Origin of the sequence: Rhodopseudomonas julia (assembly GCF_030813515.1) — a bacterium.
In the GTDB taxonomy this organism is placed as follows: Bacteria; Pseudomonadota; Alphaproteobacteria; order Rhizobiales; family Afifellaceae; genus Afifella; species Afifella julia.
The window spans coordinates 1,315,359-1,333,577 of record NZ_JAUSUK010000001.1; the positions used below are offsets into that span (position 1 = coordinate 1,315,359).

Annotated in this window: 14 protein-coding genes and 1 pseudogene; 10 read left to right on the top strand and 5 right to left on the bottom strand. The window is 63.2% G+C overall.

Features of this window, described 5'->3' with window-relative positions; genetic code table 11:
* Positions 1-102 precede the first annotated feature (102 nt).
* From infC to pheT, 7 genes and pseudogenes are all read left to right on the top strand, one after another.
* Positions 103-633: pseudogene (gene infC, locus J2R99_RS06060) on the top strand (translation initiation factor IF-3); the annotation flags it as partial.
* Positions 634-1,221: 588 nt separating this feature from the next.
* Positions 1,222-1,422 carry a 50S ribosomal protein L35 gene (gene rpmI, locus J2R99_RS06065; RefSeq protein ID WP_307153556.1) on the top strand — a complete coding sequence of 67 codons (201 nt, stop codon included), beginning with the start codon at positions 1,222-1,224 and terminating at the stop codon, positions 1,420-1,422.
* A gap of 12 nt (positions 1,423-1,434) precedes the next feature.
* Complete coding sequence (gene rplT, locus J2R99_RS06070; RefSeq protein WP_092811868.1) at positions 1,435-1,836, top strand: 50S ribosomal protein L20; 402 nt, start codon at positions 1,435-1,437, stop codon at positions 1,834-1,836.
* 141 nt (positions 1,837-1,977) lie between these two features.
* Entirely contained in the window at positions 1,978-3,060 is a 1,083-nt protein-coding gene (pheS, locus tag J2R99_RS06075) for a phenylalanine--tRNA ligase subunit alpha (RefSeq protein ID WP_307153557.1), read from the top strand.
* A complete protein-coding gene (locus tag J2R99_RS06080; RefSeq protein WP_307153558.1) occupies positions 3,057-3,227 on the top strand; it encodes a hypothetical protein in 171 nt (56 codons plus the stop codon). The genes pheS and J2R99_RS06080 overlap by 4 nt, the downstream gene beginning before the upstream one ends.
* A 106-nt stretch (positions 3,228-3,333) precedes the next feature.
* The gene (locus tag J2R99_RS06085; RefSeq protein WP_307153559.1) at positions 3,334-4,668 is read left to right on the top strand and encodes a protoglobin domain-containing protein; all 1,335 of its coding nucleotides are present in this window, start codon (positions 3,334-3,336) and stop codon (positions 4,666-4,668) included.
* A 334-nt stretch (positions 4,669-5,002) separates the two neighbouring features.
* The gene (gene pheT / locus J2R99_RS06090; protein WP_307153560.1) at positions 5,003-7,408 is read left to right on the top strand and encodes a phenylalanine--tRNA ligase subunit beta; all 2,406 of its coding nucleotides are present in this window, start codon (positions 5,003-5,005) and stop codon (positions 7,406-7,408) included.
* A 150-nt stretch (positions 7,409-7,558) separates the two neighbouring features.
* Here pheT and J2R99_RS06095 read toward each other — a convergent pair whose 3' ends face one another.
* The 5 genes from J2R99_RS06095 to mutS all read right to left on the bottom strand — a co-directional run bounded on the left by J2R99_RS06095 (position 7,559) and on the right by mutS (position 16,432).
* Positions 7,559-8,053: a universal stress protein gene (locus tag J2R99_RS06095; RefSeq protein ID WP_307153561.1), complete on the bottom strand. Its 495-nt coding sequence runs from the start codon at positions 8,051-8,053 to the stop codon at positions 7,559-7,561.
* 49 nt (positions 8,054-8,102) lie between these two features.
* Entirely contained in the window at positions 8,103-9,164 is a 1,062-nt protein-coding gene (trpS, locus tag J2R99_RS06100; protein WP_307153562.1) for a tryptophan--tRNA ligase, read from the bottom strand.
* A gap of 75 nt (positions 9,165-9,239) precedes the next feature.
* Positions 9,240-10,802: a murein biosynthesis integral membrane protein MurJ gene (gene murJ / locus J2R99_RS06105; RefSeq protein ID WP_307153563.1), complete on the bottom strand. Its 1,563-nt coding sequence runs from the start codon at positions 10,800-10,802 to the stop codon at positions 9,240-9,242.
* Between the two features lie 60 nt (positions 10,803-10,862).
* Complete coding sequence (locus J2R99_RS06110) at positions 10,863-13,682, bottom strand: [protein-PII] uridylyltransferase (protein WP_307153564.1); 2,820 nt, start codon at positions 13,680-13,682, stop codon at positions 10,863-10,865.
* Entirely contained in the window at positions 13,679-16,432 is a 2,754-nt protein-coding gene (mutS, locus tag J2R99_RS06115) for a DNA mismatch repair protein MutS (protein ID WP_442476014.1), read from the bottom strand. Before mutS ends, J2R99_RS06110 begins: the two co-directional genes overlap by 4 nt.
* A gap of 170 nt (positions 16,433-16,602) precedes the next feature.
* Here mutS and sppA point away from each other — a divergent pair, with 170 nt between their 5' ends.
* From sppA to J2R99_RS06130, 3 genes are read left to right on the top strand one after another with little or no spacing between them, the layout of a single operon-like run.
* Entirely contained in the window at positions 16,603-17,565 is a 963-nt protein-coding gene (gene sppA, locus J2R99_RS06120; protein ID WP_307153565.1) for a signal peptide peptidase SppA, read from the top strand.
* 10 nt (positions 17,566-17,575) lie between these two features.
* Entirely contained in the window at positions 17,576-17,863 is a 288-nt protein-coding gene (gene ihfB / locus J2R99_RS06125; RefSeq protein WP_092811882.1) for an integration host factor subunit beta, read from the top strand.
* Positions 17,864-17,867: 4 nt separating this feature from the next.
* Positions 17,868-18,218 (top strand): lipopolysaccharide assembly protein LapA domain-containing protein, encoded by a 351-nt coding sequence (locus J2R99_RS06130; RefSeq protein ID WP_307153566.1) that lies wholly within the window; start codon positions 17,868-17,870, stop codon positions 18,216-18,218.
* Position 18,219 lies beyond the last annotated feature (1 nt).

The window sequence follows — 18,219 nt, forward strand, 5'->3', positions numbered from 1 at the left end:
TGCGTTCCGATTTACGTCTCGAAATGCTATTGTACCCGCCCAGCGTGGCCTACGAGCCCGCTCCAAGCCTGCAAGACAGCAATTATATAAGGAGAGCTGACCATTCGCAGACCCCATCGTGCGCCACCTCCGGTGAAGGAGGGGCCCCGCGTCAACGACGAGATCCGGCTTCCCGAGATCCAGTTGATCGATCATGAAGGCACTAATCACGGCGTCATTTCCACGGACGAGGCCAAGGCCATCGCCGCGGAAGCGGGGCTTGATCTCGTCGAGATCTCGCCCAATCAGCGACCGCCCGTCTGCAAGATTCTGGACTACGGCAAGTTCAAATACATCTCGCAGAAGAAAGCCTCTGAGGCGCGCAAGAAGCAGAAGACCGTCGACGTCAAAGAAGTGAAGATGCGGCCGAACATCGACACGCACGATTACGAAGTGAAAATGCGCAATGCGCGTCGCTTCGTCGAGGACGGCGACAAGGTCAAGGTGACGATGCGCTTCCGTGGGCGCGAAATGGCGCATCAGGAACTCGGGCTGCAAGTCCTCAATCAGGTTCGTGACGAGCTGGAAGACCTTTCCAGGGTGGAACATGCCCCCAAGATGGAAGGCCGCCAGATGATCATGATCCTTGGTCCTGATCCGCGGAAGGTCGCAGCTCTGCAGAAGGCGCAAAAGGAAGCCGAGAAGGCTCGCAAGCGCGAGGAACGCCTCGCCGCGCAGCGAGACGGCAATGCATCGGACGAGGCCGAAGAGCCTGAGATGGAGGCCGAAGATCCCGAGCTCGACGCCGACGAGGCGAACGAGACGGAGTCGGAGGACGATACCGATCGGCAGACGGCTCAGGCGGCAGCCGAGGCATAACCGAAGGCTCAATCCGCCGCGTCGCAAGGCGGTCTCGCCTGCGGTCGGCGTTGGTGCGACTCTCTCGACCGAGAGCCGGAGTTCTGCCGGCTTTCGGCATGTGGCAGGCCAGATCTCCGCATCATCGGCCTGCGATGGCCGAAGGTATGGTGGAGCGGCATTGATCCTCTCGTGAAAAACGGCAGGGGCGGCGCCCTTGCCTTTGATTTGGTGCTTATCTATAAGCGCGCCTGCCGGATCGCCCGGCTATCTGCCTTCGGGCGGATTGGGCATGCCGTGGCGATCCAGAAAGCTCGTACATGAGCCGATCAGGGATGGGCTCCGCATCCGGCGGGGCCTCTTCCTTATGGAAAGGAGAGCAAAATGCCCAAAATGAAAACGAAAGCGGGCGCCAAAAAGCGCTTCAAATTTACCGCCTCCGGCAAGATCAAAGTGGCCGCGGCCGGCAAGCGCCACGGCATGATCAAGCGCACGACGAAATTCATCCGCAGCGCGCGCGGCACGATGGTGCTCAGCGACCAGGATGCGAAGATCGTCAAAAAATACATGCCCTACCAGCGTTAAGGAGAGCGGATCATGGCACGTGTGAAACGCGGCGTGACGGCTCACGCCAGGCACAAAAAGGTCATCAAGCAGGCGAAGGGCTATTATGGCCGCCGCAAATCGACCTTCCGCGCCGCCAAGCAGGCGGTGGAAAAGGCGAACCAGTACGCCTATCGCGATCGGCGCGCGAAGAAGCGCAATTTCCGCGCTCTTTGGATCCAGCGCATCAATGCCGCTGCGCGCCTCAACGGCCTCACCTATGGTCGCCTGATCGACGGGCTCGGCAAAGCCGGCATCGAGGTCGACCGTAAAGTCCTGTCCGATATCGCCATCCATGAGCCGGAGGCGTTCACGGCGCTCGCCAACAAGGCGAAGGATGCGCTCGCGTATCTCAAGGACCATACGCCGAACGAGTTCGAGGCCGCCGTCCGCTGACGCCGGTTGCAGCATTCGATATTCAAGGGCGGCCGCGGGCCGCCCTTTTTCGTTGCGGCGATTTTCGAACGACACACGCTTGCGTCAGAAGAGCGAGAGGTCTTTTCTCCGGCGCGCGATGACGCTAGAGCGGTTCCCACCATGACCGAAGACAATGATCTCCTCGCGCTGGAGCGCGATATCCTTGAGCGCATCGATAACGCAGAGAACGAGGCGGCGCTGGAAGACGCGCGCATCGCCTCGCTCGGCAAGAAAGGTGTCGTCTCGGAACGCCTCAAAGGGCTCGGCAAGATGACGCCGGAGGAGCGCCAGGTCGCCGGCCCGGCCCTCAACGGCCTCAAGGCGCGCATCACCGAAAAGATCGAGGCGCGGCGCAGCGTTCTCAAAGAGAAGGTGCTGACAGAGCGGCTGAAGAGCGAGACGATCGACGTCACGCTGCCGGCACGACCGGAACAGCGCGGCACCATTCACCCGACCACGCAGGTCTGGCAGGAGGTGATCGCCATCTTCGCCGATATGGGCTTTTCGGTCGCCGAGGGGCCGCATATCGAAAGCGACTGGTACAATTTCGGCGCGCTCAACATTCCCCCGGAGCATCCCGCCCGGCAGGAGATGGACACCTTCTATCTGAAGCCGAAGGAAGACGGATCGCGCATGGTTCTGCGCACGCACACCTCGCCCGTGCAGATCCGCACGATGGAAAACGAGACGCCGCCGATCCGCATAATTGCGCCGGGGCGCACTTTTCGCTCCGATTCCGATCGCACGCACACGCCGATGTTCCACCAGATCGAGGGCCTCGTCATCGACGAGACGACCCATATGGGTCACCTCAAGGGCACGCTGGAGGCCTTTTGCAAGGCGTTCTTCGAGGTGGAGGAGCTGAAGATGCGCTTCCGCCCGTCGCACTTTCCGTTCACCGAGCCCTCCATGGAGGTCGATATCGGCTGCCATTGGGAAGGCGGGGAGCTGAAAATCGGGGAGGGCGACGATTGGCTGGAGATTCTGGGTTCCGGCATGGTCCACCCGAACGTCATCCGTGCCGGCGGTCTCGATCCGGAAAAATATCAGGGCTTCGCCTTTGGCGTGGGGCTCGACCGGCTCGCCATGCTGAAATACGGCATTCCGGATCTGCGCGCCTTCTTCGAGGCGGATCTGCGCTGGCTCCGGCATTATGGCTTTGCCGCGCTCGACATGCCGAGCGTTGCCGAAGGCTTGAGTTGATGCGCCAGGGAGTGCGGCTCCTTCCCCTCGTGTTTTTGATCCTCGGGCTTGCCGGCTGCCAGAACGCGCCGGCTCCCGCCCCGGCGTCCGACGACGCCGTCACGGTGGGCAACTGGACCGTGCGCACCGGTGCGGCGGTTCGCGTCGACGCCGTCTATTCGAAGTGATCTAAGGCGACTCTCCCTCTGGTCGCGACGTAAGCTTCGCGCAACCTCTTGATGTGCAACTTCCCCGTGCGGGCCGCTATCGGCGGAGAGCGATGGGGATGACATTATGGAAACTGAATCCGCGCTGCGGGAGCGACTGTCCTTTCTCAACATTGGACAAGAGGAGCGCGATCAGCTGCACGCCATGTGGCCGCTGATCGAGCCAGCACTGCCCGGGATCATCCATCGCTTCTACGACCATGTCGGCAAGGTCCCGCATCTCAAGGCGATGATGGGCAACAAGCAGGATCGGCTCGTAGGTCTCCAGGCCGGCCATTGGGGGCATCTATTTTCCGGCGCCTTCGACGATGCCTATTTCGCCTCCATCCGCCGCATCGGCCTCATCCATCATAAGATCGGCCTGGAGCCGCGCTGGTACATCGGCGGCTATGCCTTCGTCCTCAACGAGCTCGTCCGCCACATCACGTCGCTGGGCCGGGTCGGTCGCCGCACCCGCAACCACTGGCTGACCGCGATGAACAAGGCGGTGATGCTCGACATGGACATCGCCATCTCCGTCTATGAAGAGGTCCTCGTCGAAGAGCGCCAGCGCCGCGGGGCAACGCTTGCGGAAGCGATTTCGGCCTTCTCGGTCGCGGTGGAGGAAAGTCTCTCCGTGTCTCGCCAGGCCAATCTCGACCTGTCGACGAGTGCGGAGACCCTCGACGGCACAACCGGTTCGGCGAGCGCGCTTGCCACACAGGTGGTGGCCGCGGCGGAACAAACAGCCTCGAACATGCAGGCCGGCGCGGCTGCGGCCGAACAGCTCGCCGCGTCTGTCCGCGAAATCGCCGAACACGCCGGACGCTCGGCGAAAATCGTTTCGAGCGCCGTTGTCGGCACCAAGACGACGAGACAATCGGTCTCCGGGCTCGCCGGACATGCGCGCCAGATCGGTGCCGTCGTCGATCTCATCAACCAGATCGCGTCGCAAACCAATCTCCTGGCGCTGAACGCCACGATCGAGGCGGCACGCGCCGGCGAGGCCGGCAAAGGCTTTGCCGTCGTCGCCCAGGAAGTGAAAGCGCTCGCCGGCCAGACCGCGAGAGCGACGACAGAAATCGTCGGGCTCGTCACCGCCATCCAGGCCGCGACGCAGGAGACGGAGGATTCCATCGGTGACATCAGCCGCATCATCGAGGAAGTGAGCGAGACCGCGACGGCGATCTCGGCCGCCGTCGAAGAGCAGAACGCGGCCACCGCCGATATCGCCAGCAACGTCAATCAGACCGCGGACAATGCGCGCTCGGTGGTGGAGAGTATGGAGATCCTCAATTCCTCCACGAGCAACGCCGCCAATGTCGCCCATAAGGTCAAGATGGCGAAAGACACGCTCGACCGGGAGCTTGGCCGGCTGCAGGGAGACATCTCGAAGTTTTTGGAGACGGCGCAGGCAGCCTGAGCCTCGCGTCAGCGCCGGGGGCGAGAGTTTGATCGCGCCTCTCCAAGGCTACCGGTCCCGCGTTGGCGCCGCGCCTGAAACTTGACCAAATGCGCCCGACAGAGCGGGTGCCGGCTGCACGAAAAGTGAAAACTCGGCACCGCCATCGTGCCATGCGGACTTTTATGACGGCGCAAAGATCTCCCCCGGGACGGGCTGGGGGTTCGCCAGCACCGGCTTACCGCCATTTCCGCCACGGATCTTCCTCGCGGTCGCGACACCTCGCCTGCCCGCCCACCTTGCTTGGTGAGGCGTAGGCGTCTAGGGATCGGCAACGATCGCGACGAAGACAAAAATGAAATTCACTCTCTCCTGGCTCAAATCCTTCCTCGACACCGACGCCTCGGCAGAGGAAATCGCCGACAAGCTCACCATGATCGGGCTCGAGCTCGAAAGCCTCACCAACCCGGCCGATGCGCTGAAGCCCTTTGTCATCGCGAAGGTGCTCGAAGCCAAGCAGCATCCAAACGCCGACAGGCTGCGCGTCTGTCAGGTCGATCCGGGCACAGGCGAGGCCATTCAGGTCGTCTGCGGCGCACCCAATGCCCGAACCGGAATGATCGGCGTTTTCGCGCCCGTCGGCTCTTACGTTCCAGGCACCGGCATCGAGCTCAAGGCCGGCAATCTCCGCGGCCAGGCCTCGAACGGCATGCTGGTGTCGGAACGCGAATTGATGCTCTCCGACGATCACGAAGGCATCATCGATCTTCCCGATGACGCACCGGTCGGCACGCCTTATGCGGCCTGGGCGGGGCTGGACGATCCCGTCATCGATATCGGCGTGACCCCAAACCGCCCCGATGCTCTCGGCGTCTACGGCATCGCCCGCGACCTCGCCGCCGCCGGAATGGGCACGTTGAAGCCGCTCGACACGGCACCGGTCGAGGGCGCGTTTGAAAGCCCGATCGGCGTCGAGCTGCGCTTTGCCGACGAGGATACGAGCCCCTGCCCGCATTTCGTCGGCCGTTATATCCGCGGCGTCAAGAACGGCCCCTCGCCGGCCTGGATGCAGAAGCGGCTACGGGCGATCGGGCTTCGGCCGATTTCTGCCCTTGTCGACGTCACCAATTACATGACCATCGCCTATGGCCGCCCGCTGCACGTCTTCGATGCCGCGAAAGTCAAAGGCACGATCCATGCGCGCCTGGCAAAGCCCGGCGAAACCATCGAGGCACTCGACGGGCGCACCTATACGCTCGACGAGACGATGACGGTGATTGCCGACGATGCCGGGCCGGAAGGACTTGCCGGCGTCATGGGCGGCGAGGTGTCGGGCGTCAGCGAGACGACGACGGAGGTGTTTCTGGAATCGGCCTATTTCGACCCCATCCGTACCGCCTCCACCGGCCGCAAGCTCAATCTTCTTTCCGATGCGCGCTATCGCTTCGAGCGCGGCATCGACCCGGCCTTCACCGAGCCGGGCGCGGAGATCGCCACCCGCCTCATCCTCGACATGTGCGGGGGCGAAGCCTCCGAGATCGTGATAGCCGGGGAAGCCCCGCTCAGAAACGCCAATGCGCGCCTGCGCATGGACCGCGTAAAGACGCTGGGGGGCGTAGAGATTGCTCCACGAGCACAAGTCGACATTCTAGAAAGTCTCGGCTTCGCCGTTGCCGGCACCGATGAGGAGATCGTCGCGGCGATCCCCTCCTGGCGTCCGGACGTGAATGGCGAGGCAGATCTCGTGGAAGAGATCGTGCGTATCCATGGGCTCGAGAAGATCGCGCATGTCATGCTGCCGCGCACGGACGCGGTCACGAAGCCGAAGCTTTCCGTGCAGCAGCGGCGCCGGTTTCGAGCCGCCCGCGGTCTTGCTTCGCGCGGCTTCAACGAGGCCGTCACCTGGTCGTTCCTGCCGTCAGATCAGGCGCGTCTCTTCGGCGGAGGCGAAGACCGTCTCGCACTCGACAACCCGATCTCCACGGAACTCTCCGATATGCGGCCCTCGCTGCTTGCGGGACTGATCGCGGCCGCCTCCAAGAACGCCGACCGGGGAACGGAAACGCAGGCGCTTTGCGAGGTCGGACAGGTCTATCCGGGCGACCGCCCGGAGGATGAACGCCTCCACGCCTCGGGCATCCGCCTGGGCGCGACGGGACCGCGCAGCGCGCTTCAGGCGCCGCGCGGCGTCGACCTTTTCGACGCCAAAGCCGACGTGCTCGCGGTTCTGGAACTTCTCGGCGCACCTGTCGACAAGGTTCAGGTGCAGGCCGAAGGGCCCGACTGGTATCATCCGGGGCGTGTCGGCACGGTCACTCTCGGTCCGAAGAACAAACTCGCCACATTCGGCGAACTTCATCCCCACATCCTGGAAGCCTTCGATGTGTCGGGACCGCTCGTCGGCTTCGAGATCGACATCGACGCCATTCCGGTGCCGAAATCGCAGCGTGCCGCACGCACGGCGTTGAAGATTTCGGGTTACCAGACGGTTCGACGGGACTTCGCCTTCGTGATCGAAGACAGTGTTCCGGCGGAAAAGCTGGTGCGTGCGGCGAAGGGTGCGGAAAAAAGCCTGATTACTCAGGTCAACGTCTTCGACGTCTTCAAGGGCGCGGCGATCGGTGAAGGCTATAAATCCCTTGCCATCGAAGTGACGCTCACGCCTGATGACCGGACACTGACAGAAGCGGAGATCGAGGCAGTTTCCAGCCGCGTCGTTCGAGCCGTTGAGAAGGCAACCGGCGGGCAGTTGCGGCGTTGACACCTGAAGAGACCTTCCACAGCTTGTGGTAAAGCTGTGGAAATCTCATGATTTTAGATGAAGAACGTCCAGCGTCCCAAGATGTTGGCGGGCGTTTTTGCTTTGTTCTTCCCGGACGGAAGCCTTCAGATCAAAGCAGGAACATCGTCCTCAGACGATCTCGTCCATCACCTCGTCTGAGAGGTTCTCCGGGACAATCGTGACCGGGATAGGGAATGCGGCGCCGCCTTTTTGCGCGATCGAGGAGACGAGCGGGCCCGGACCTTCCGAGCCACCAGAGGCGGCGAGGACGAGAATGGCGATGTCCTCGTCTTCTTCGATGAGCTTGCGGATCTCATCGGCGCGCTTGCCTTCACGGATGACGAGCTCGGGCTCGATCCTCGACACGTCGGCCATGCGCGAGGCGAAGCGGCCCAGAATGTTCTCCGCCTCCTCCATCGCTTCGGCGCGCATCACTTCCTCGACCCCCAGCCAATGCTGGAAATCGCCCGGTTCGATGACAAAAAGCATGGTGACGGCACCGTTGGTGCGCTCCGCACGCTTGGCGGCATAGCGCATCGCGCGCACGCATTCCGGCGTGTCGTCGATCACCACCAGGAATTTCCGCTTATGGCCCTCGGCCCGGGCGCGTCTCGGCCGCATCATACGCCCATGCTGCCATTCGCGGGAGCTGTCAGCAAGACTGCCGTCGCCATCATGCGGCATGTCCTCCCGTCGCGTGCGGCCGCAAAAGGCCGACCACGTCCTTCACCTCATCCATGATCGGATCGGCAATTTCGCGTGCCCGGTCCGCGCCGCGGGCGAGAAGCGCGTCGATCTCTGCCGGGTCGGCAAGGAGGCGTCGCATCTCGTCGGCGATCGGGGCGAGACGCGCGACGGCGAGATCGGCAAGCGCCGGCTTGAAAGCGGCAAAGCCCTGACCGCCATATTCAGCGAGCACGGCTTCCTTGCTCGTGCCGGCGAGCGCGGCATAGATGCCAACGAGGTTTTCTGCGCCGGCACGATCCTTGAGGCCCTCCAACTCCGAGGGCAGCGGCTCCGGATCGGTACGCGCCTTGCGCACCTTTTGCGCGATCGCATCGGCGTCGTCGGTCATGTTGATGCGTGAATAATCGGAAGGGTCCGATTTCGACATCTTCTTGGTGCCGTCGCGCAGGCTCATGACGCGCGTCGCCGGCCCGGTGATGAAAGGTTCAGGCAGCGGGAAGAACTCCTCCGCAAAACCGTTCGCGGCGATCGATTCGGCGAAGTCGTTGTTGAACTTCTGCGCGATGTTGCGGGCGAGTTCCAGATGCTGCTTCTGGTCCTCGCCGACCGGCACATGCGTTGCCCGGTAGACGAGAATGTCGGCGGCCATCAGGTTGGGATAGACGAAGAGGCCCGTAGAGACGTTCTCGCGGTCCTTGCCCGCCTTCTCCTTGAACTGCGTCATCCGGTTGAGCCAGCCCATGCGGGCGACGCAGTTGAACACCCAGGCGAGCTCGGCATGTGCCGCCACAGCCGATTGATTGAAGATGATGGAGCGCTCAGGGTCGACGCCGCCGGCGATATAGGCGGCGGTCAATTCGCGGATATTGGAGCGCAGCTCCTTCGGATCCTGCCACAGGGTGATGGCGTGGAGATCGACGACGCAATAGATGCAATCATGCGTCTCCTGCATCTTCACCCAGTTCACCATGGCCCCGAGATAATTGCCGAGATGCAGCGAATGCGTCGGTTGCATGCCGGAAAAGACACGGTGTGGATGGCTTGTCATAGGGAATGTCCGAAGGAAACGGTGGGAATTTGGGATGCCGTTATCGCCGCTGCATCACCGCCACGCAAGGCCGCTTCACGCAGCCCTGCGCCGCATGAGACCGGCGAGCGCACGCAGGTCCGCAGCACCGATCAGATGCGCCACGGCAAAGTAAATGGCGGCCGCAACGCCGCACAAACCAAGCAGCAGACCAAAGCGCACGAGGAAGGGTTCGCCCGGCGCCATCAGGGGCGCCAGCCAGAAAGCGCCGGCGTAGAGCACACCGCCCAGAACGGCCGATGCTGCGACAATGCGCGGCGTCCGGCGCAGAACGACGCTGTCGACCGCCCAATGGCCGCGGCGGCGCAACGTCAGCAGGAGCAGCGTGATGTTGGTCCAGCCAGCAACCGCCTCGGCGGTCGCGATTCCCGCCTCGGCAAAAATCGGAAAGAGCGTCAGAGCGAGCGCCACGTTGATCGCCACCGCAATCGCCGAAAACATCATCGGCGTCTTGGTGTCCTCACGGGCGAAATAGCCGGGCGTGAACACCTTGACGAGGACGAAGGCTGGCAGGCCGAAACCGAAGACGCGTAGGGCCGCGGCCGTCGCCTCTCGCGTTTCCACCGAAAAGGCACCGCGTTCGAAAAGCACACTCACCAGCGTCTCAGGAATGGAAATCAGTGCCGCCGCCGCCGGCAGCGTCAGGAAGAATGCGAATTCGAGCGCTCGGTTCTGCACATGCGTCGCCTCCCGAAAATGCTCCGCCTTCAAGGTGCGCGACAGTTCCGGCAGAAGCACGACACCGATTGCGATCCCCACCACACCCAACGGCAACTGATAGAGCCTGTCGGCATATTGCAGGATGGAGATGGCGCCGGCCTTCGTCGAGGCGATGATCTGGCCGATGAAGAGATTGATCTGGGTGATCCCGCCGGCGGCGGCCGCGGGTGCCGCAAGCCAGAGAAGCCGCTTTACGCTGGGTGTCAGCTTGGGCCGCTTCAGACGCATATGGAAACCGATGCGGCGCGCCGCCCAAGCGACCATGACGAGCTGCAGAACACCCGCCACCAGCACCGACCAGGAGAGGATGCGGCCCACCTGGGGTCCGCTCATGTCCTGAAAGAACGTAACGGCGAGCGCCGCGATGGTGGTGAGGTTGAGAAGGACGGGGGCGAGCGCGGGAATGAAAAAAGTGCGGTGGGCGTTCAAGACGCCCGTCACCATCGCCGTCAGTGACATCAAGACGAGATAAGGAAACATCACCCTGAAAAGCTCGATCGTCAGGGTGAACTTTGCGGGATCCTCGCGAAAGCCCGGCGCCAGAATGGTGACGATGAGCGGCGTCGCCACCATCACGATAGCGGTGAGCGCGAGAAGCACGAACATCAGCGCCGCCAGCACGTCCTCGGCGAAAAGCCTGGCTCGATCCTCGCCGTCGCCTTCGAGCGTGCGCGAATAAAGCGGCACAAAGGCCGCATTGAAGGCGCCTTCTGCAAAGAGCCTGCGAAACAGGTTCGGAAATCGGAAGGCGGCGTAGAAGGCATCCGCCACCGGCCCGGCGCCAAGCGCGGCGGCGATCAACATTTCGCGGACGAAACCGAGAACCCGGCTGGCGAGCGTTGCGCCGCCGACGGAGACGAATTTTTTGACGAGACTCACGGGCAGCGGCTCATTGTGGAGAAAAGCGCGTGGGGAAGAAAAGAGGCAAAGAGGCCGCCCTCAAGAGGCGGCCAATGCAGCCGCTTCCGCGGCAGCGCCTTCGATGATGGCGACCAGTTCGCGGCGGATGCGCTTCTGGCGCGCCTGCGCCGTGATCTTCTGGCCGAGAAGGTCCGTCACATAGAACGTATCGACCGCGCGTTCGCCGAAGGTGGCAATGTGGGCGGAGGCGATGTCGAGACTGAGATCGGCGATCACTCTCGTCAGATCATAGAGAAGCCCGATGCGGTCGAGACAGGCGATCTCGATCACCGTGAAGCGGTCGGACAGAGAATTGTCGATTTTGACGTCCGGCTCGATGGTGAAGGCATCCTGCTTGGCGGGCCCTTCACGCCGCTTGGCGAGCATGTCGGGCAGATGCACATGGCCGGCCAGCGCTTGTTCGATCAATGCTGCGACCCGCTCGGCGCGGCGTCGTTCGTCCGCCTCCGCCTCGAAAGCGCGGGAGACGACGATCGTATCGAGCGCGCGCCCGTCGGTGGTCGTGAAAATTTGCGCGTCGACGATGTTCGCACCCGTCGCCGAGCAGGCGCCGGCCATCAAAGCGAGAAGCCGCGGATGATCGGGCGTCAGAATGGAAATCTCGGTGACGGCCTCGAAATCGCGCACCGTCACCTCATGGGCGAAGGGCCGGTCGCCACCACCCGTGCGACGGATGAACTCCGCGTGCCGGACCTGATCTTCAAGCGCGGTGCGCAGCCAATAGGCCGGATAATGCAGTTCGAGCAGACGTTCGCGCTCTTCCTGCGGCCAATCGGAAAGATTGGCGGAGAGCTCGGCGCGGGCGCGGGCGATGCGCTCGTTGCGGGCAATCTTGGAATGGCCGCCGGTCAGGATCAGCTCTGTCTCGTTGTACAGCGTGCGCAGGAGCTGGCCCTTCCAGCCGTTCCAGACACCCGGCCCGACGGCACGGATATCGCAGACGGTGACGATCAGAAGCAGCTTCAGGCGTTCCGTCGTCTGCACCACCTTGGCGAAGTCCATGATGGTGCGCCGATCGGCAAGGTCGCGAGACTGCGCCGTCATCGACATCGTGAGATGCTGTTCCACGAGCCAGGCGACGGTTTCCGTCTGCTGCGCACTCAGACCAAGCCGAGGGCCGACCTTTCGGGCAATGCGGGCGCCGGCGATAGAATGATCCTCAACCCGGCCCTTGGCGATGTCGTGCAGAAGTAGCGCCACGTAAAGCACCGTCTTGTCGGGCATCTCCGACATGAAATCGGTGCACAACGGCAGGTCTTCGCTGAGGCGTCCGCTTTCCAACGCAGCCAGCGTTCCGATCGTACGGATCAGATGCTCGTCCACCGTGAAGTGGTGATACATGTTGAACTGCATCATCGCGACGATGCGCCCAAACTCCGGCAGGAACTTCCCGAGCACTCCGGTTTCGTTCATCTGCCGCAGAACCACCTCGGTATTCTCTCCCGAACAAAGGATCGAGAGGAACAGCCGGTTCGCCTCCGGGTCTTTCTGCAGGTCCGGCCCGATCAGGCGCAGCGATTTCGTGATGAGGCGCACCGTATCGGGATGGAAGGCATGGCTGCCTTCCGCGGCATAATGAAAGACGCGGATGAGATTGACCGGATCGCGGGTAAAGACGCCCTCGTCGCGCTCGCGCAGCCGGTTGTTCTCGACATAGAAGTCGCCGAGAAAAGCGGCCTCCTGCCGGCGCACCTTGAACGTCCGCAGGAGACGGTTGAGACGCGCTTCCTTCTTCTGCTGGCGCTCTTCAAGCGCCGCACAGACGATGCGCGTCAGATCGCCCACATCCTTCGCCACGAGAAAATAATGCTTCATGAAGCGCTCGACGGCTTTGAGCCCGGGATGCCGGGTGTAGCCGAGCCTACGGGCGAGCTCCGGTTGGAGATCGAAAGAAAGGCGTTCTTCCGCCCGGCCGGTGATGAAATGCAGATGACAGCGCACCGCCCAGAGGAAGTCGTCGCATTTTCGGAAGAGACGGTTTTCGGCGCGGCTCAAGAGCCCCGCCTCGACCAGCGCCTCGCCGCCGGCATGGGTCTGGTAGACGTATTTGCCGATCCAATAGAGCGTCTGCAGATCGCGCTGGCCGCCCTTGCCCTCCTTGACATGCGGCTCCACCAGATAGCGTGACGTGCCGATGCGCGAATGCCTGGAATCGCGTTCTGCGAGCTTGGAGGCGATGAATTCCGGTGCCGTGCCCGCAACCACCTCCTTGTTGAAGCGCTCCTGCAGATCCTTGAAGAGACTGTCCTCGCCGCAGAGGAAGCGCGCCTCCAGAAGCGCCGTGCGCACGGTCATGTCCTGCTTGGCCATGCGGATCGATTCCGTCACCGTGCGGGTTCCGTGGCCCACTTTGAGGCCGAGATCCCACAGCATGTAGAGAACGAATTCCGTCACGCTCTCCGACCAGGCCGTAGATTTGTAGGGAAACAGAAAAAGCAGATCGATGTCGGAGCCCGGCGCAAGCGTGCCACGGCCGTACCCCCCGACGGCGGCAACCGTCAGCCTCTCGGCGGAGGAAGGATTGCTCGCCGGATAGACCAGGCCACCGAAATCGACCAGAGCCACGATCATGGCATCGAAGAAGGTCGAAAGCCTCTGCGCGGCCCGGACCCCCTTGCCGTCGGACTCCAGGTCCTCGCGCACCTTGGCACGCGCCTCGCCGAGGACGGCTTTGAGCCCAGCAAGAAGCTGCGCTCGCGCCTCAGACCTCGCCGGATCGCCTTCGGAAAGAGGCGCACGAAACACCTCTGCCAATCGCTCGGGATCGATCGGCAAATCCGCGTAGCGGGAAAAGTCGAGATCTATTGCAGAACGGAGTTCGGTTTCAGTGACGCTCATGTCTTTGCCGATCGACGCAGGCGTTTCAGTTCAAACAATTGGTCGAGAGCCTGCCTTGGGCTGAGCTCGTCCGGGTCGAGCCCGTCAATATAAGCCAACAGCTTCGTCGTTTCTTCATCGATCTCGACACGCGCCGGCCTTGCGGCGAAGAGCGGCAGATCGTTCAACAGCTCCGCCGGACTGGACTTGCGGTCGGCCGCCTCCAAACGGTCGAGGATGATGCGAGCGCGGGCGATAACAGGCGACGGCAGGCCGGCGAGTTTTGCGACCTGGATGCCGTAGGAGCGGTCGGCAGCGCCGGACACGACCTCGTGCAGGAAAACCACATCGCCCTTCCATTCCTTGACCCGCATCGTGGCGTTGTCGAGGCGGGGAAGCTTGCCGGAGAGCGCGGTGAGCTCATGGTAATGGGTGGCAAAGAGTGTGCGGCAGCGGTTCTGCTCATGCAGATGTTCAACCGCCGCCCAGGCGATGGAAAGTCCGTCGAACGTCGCCGTGCCGCGGCCGATCTCGTCGAGAATGACGAGGGCTCCGGGCCCCGCCTGATTGAGGATCGCGGCCGTCTCGATCATCTCCACCATGAAGGTGGAGCGGCCGCGGGCGAGATCGTCGGCAGCCCCCACGCGGGAAAAGAGCCCATCGACGACGCCGATATGCGCGGCCTTTGCCGGAACATAGGCGCCGGTCTGGGCGAGGATCGCAATGAGGGCGTTCTGGCGCAGAAACGTCGACTTGCCGGCCATATTCGGACCGGTGACGAGCCAGATGCGACCCGTCTCGTCGTCGGCGTTGCCCAGGTGGCAGGAATTGCCGACGAAGCTGTCGCCCGAGCGGCGCAGCGCCTGTTCCACCACGGGATGACGCCCCTCCTCCACGACAAAGGCACGGCTTGCGTCGATTTGAGGGCGAACGCAGTTTTCTGCCGCTGCGAATTCGGCAAAGCCCGCGGCGACATCGAGGGCGGCCAACGCTTCGGCCGTCTGGCGGATATCGCCGGCGAGCTTCCCGGCCGATCGTGCGAGATCGGCGAAAATCTGCAGCTCAATCGCCAGCGCCCGATCGGCGGCGGAGGCGATCTCACGCTCCAACTCTCCGAGCCGCGGCGTCGTGAAGCGCATCGCATTGGCGAGTGTCTGGCGGTGGATGAAGCCGGATTCCGCCTTCTGCAAGGGTGCGGCCTGGGCGGCACTCGCCTCGACGAAATAGCCGAGCACGTTGTTGTGGCGGATCTTGAGCCCGCGAACGCCTGTCGCGTCGCTGTATTCCTTCTGCAGGGAGGCGATGATGCGACGGCTTTCGTCGCGGAGAAGCCGGAGCTCGTCCAGGTCGGAAGAGAAACCTGCCCGCACGAAGCCGCCGTCCCGTTTGAGGAGCGGCAGCTCCTCGGCAAGTGCTGAGTCGACCGACTGACTGAACGCGCGGGGCGCGCGGGAGAGGACGTTGGTGATTTCCTTAAGCTCTGATTCTGCGGATAAATCGAGCTCAGACAAGAGTTCCGACAAAGACAGAGCGACCCGCAGACCGGAGGAAAGCGCGGAGAGATCGCGGGGTCCACCGCGGTCCAAGGTCAAGCGCGTGAGGGCGCGCAGAATATCAGGTACCTCACTGAGAACGCGCCGCATTCTGGTTCTGAGCGCGTCTTCCTCGAGAAGCGTCGCGACGCTGTCGAGGCGAAGATTGACCGCGGCCGGATCGGTCAACGGGCTTGCCAGTCGCTGGGCGAGAAGACGCGAGCCCGCGGGTGTCACCGTGCGGTCGATCGCCTCGATCAACGAGCCCTTCTTCTCGCCGTGCAGGGTCCGGAAGAGTTCCAGATTGGCACGTGTTGCGGCGTCGATGCGCATCGCCGCGCCGTCATGCTCGCGGCGCAAGGGGGCGATCGGCGGCCGCGCCGAGATCTGGGTCTTTTCAACATAGGCGAGGATGGCCGCGGCCGCGGCCGTCTCGGCGCGCGAGAAATCGCCGAGGCCGTCGAGCGAGGCGACGCCAAAATAGGTCGTGATGCGTGCGCTCGCCGTCCCCAGTTCGAAAAACGAGGCCGGCAGAGGCGACAAAGTCGCCCCAACGACACCGACGGCCGATGCCAGCGCCTGGTCGCTCGCCAGCCTGTCGACGACGAGCACCTCACTCGGCTCGAGCCGGGCAAGACAGCGCTCCAGCCCACCCGCCGGCACGGTCGTCACGCAGAACTCACCGGTCGAAATGTCGATCCAGGCGAGCGCATGGGCCGGGACCTCGCCGTCGGAGGCCGGGATCCGGCTGACGGCCGCCAGAAAGTTGTTGCGCCTCGCGTCGAGCAACGTCTCTTCGGTGAGCGTGCCGGGCGTAACGAGGCGCGTCACCTCGCGCCGGACCACGGATTTCGATCCGCGGCGTCGGGCCTCCGCCGGATCTTCCGTCTGCTCGCAGACGGCAACCCTGAACCCCGAAGAGATCAGCTTCTGCAGGTAATCGTCGGCCGCATGCACGGGCACGCCGGCCATCGGGATATCTTCGCCGAGATGCTTGCCGCGTTTCGTCAGCGCAATGCCGAGGCAGCGCGACGCCTTCTCCGCATCATCGAAAAAGAGCTCGTAGAAATCGCCCATGCGATAGAACAGGAGGCAATCCGGATTGGCCGCCTTGATCTCGATATATTGCTCCATCATCGGCGTCAGCTTGGGAGCAGCCGCCTCCTTGAGAGCAGGCTCGGCAGGACGGGGCACCGGGGACGACGCCGGAGCGGTTTTTGTAGCGGAAGCGGTCGGCATGCGCGAAGCTTAACGACAGCGTCGCGCCGATGCCACATCGACCGGGCGGAAGGCCCCAAGTTTCCGAAGCTGCGACGCTTGCAGATTGACGAATATGTAGCGGGCAGAAATGCATGCGAGCGCTTGCGGCTGTGTCTGGCTGCTGCTACCTCGCCCGGAAGGAGTACCGGATGGACACTGAGGATCTTATCGAGCGCCGCCGTTTGCGGCGCCGCGCCAGTTTCTGGCGGGTCGTCGCCTTCGTCGTGGCGATCGTCGCCGTGGCCTTTTTCGTGCAGCAATCCGGTGTCGTCGGCGGGTCCAACGACCAGATTGCACGCATCTCGGTGGAGGGCTTCATCCCGACCCGTCCCGACGCGGTGGACCTCCTCAAGCAGGCGGCCGACACGGACAGCGTGAAGGCCATTATCCTGCGCATCGATTCACCCGGCGGCGCGGCATCCGGAGGCGAGGCACTCTATAAGGCCGTGCGCGAGGCGGCTCAGAAGAAGCCGGTGGTCGCAACGATCGAGGGTCTCGGGGCCTCTGCCGCCTATATGACGGCAATCGGCGCCGATCATATTCTGGCGCGCGAGACGGCCCTGACCGGCTCGATCGGGGTGATCCTGCAGTTCGCGACGGTTGAAAATCTTCTCGACAAGCTCGGCGTCAATTACGTCGAGGTGAAGAGCAGCCCACTGAAAGGCGAGCCAACGCCGTTCGAGGCGCCGAGCCCGGAAGCGCTTGCCATGGTGCAGTCGGTCATCGACAGCTCTTATGATTGGTTCGTCGGTCTCGTGGCAGAGCGCCGCAACCTTCAGCCCGATGCGGCGCGCCGCCTCTCCGACGGAAGCATCTTCACCGGGCGCCAGGCCGTCGAAAACGGCCTGATCGATGCCGTCGGGGGCGAAGACGAAGCCAAAGCGTGGCTTTCGGCAGAGCGCAACGTCTCTGCCGACCTGCCACTCAATGACTGGGAAAAGGACGAGGGGACGTTCTCCGGTCTCACCTCCGCCGGCGCGGCGGCGGTTGTGAAGGCGCTGGGTCTGGAAGACCAGTTTCAGGCGCTTTTGGGTACTCTGCCGCAGCGGCTCGCTGTTGACGGGCTCGTATCCGTTTGGCAGGGTAATTCTTCAATAAGATCAGGTCGCTAGGGGGACGGCGATGATCAAGTCAGAACTCGTACAGAAGCTCGCGGACAAAAATCCGCATCTCTATCAACGGGATGTGGAAGCGATCGTGAACGCTATTCTGGAAGAAATCGTCGGGGCGCTGTGCCGCGGCGATCGTGTCGAACTCAGGGGATTCGGCGCTTTTTCTGTGAAGAACCGGCCTGCCCGCACCGGCCGCAACCCCCGAACCGGGGAAGCCGTTTCCGTCTCAGAGAAATACGTGCCATTCTTCAAGACCGGCAAGGAAATGCGGCTCAGGCTCAACGGCGGAGACGAATAAGGCGATGCAACAGCTCGCTTGGCTCATCAAGTGGATCATCCTGCTTCCGATCCTGGTGGTGATCGCGCTTCTCGCCGTCGCCAACGATCAGACGGTGGCACTCAGGCTCAACCCGTTCGATGCCGACGACCCCGTTCTCAGGGTCGAGCTGGCACTGTATCAGGTGGCGTTCGCCGCCTTTGCCATCGGTGCCATCTGCGGCGGCATCGTCATGTGGAACGGACAGCGCAAATATCGCCGGCAGGCCCGCGAAAAGCGGCACGAGGCGGCAACGCTTCAGGCTCGCGCCGACAAGGCGGAACGGCAGGCACGTGAAAATGCCGGCCTTCTTGCGGGGCCGGCGCCGCGCGCCTGAC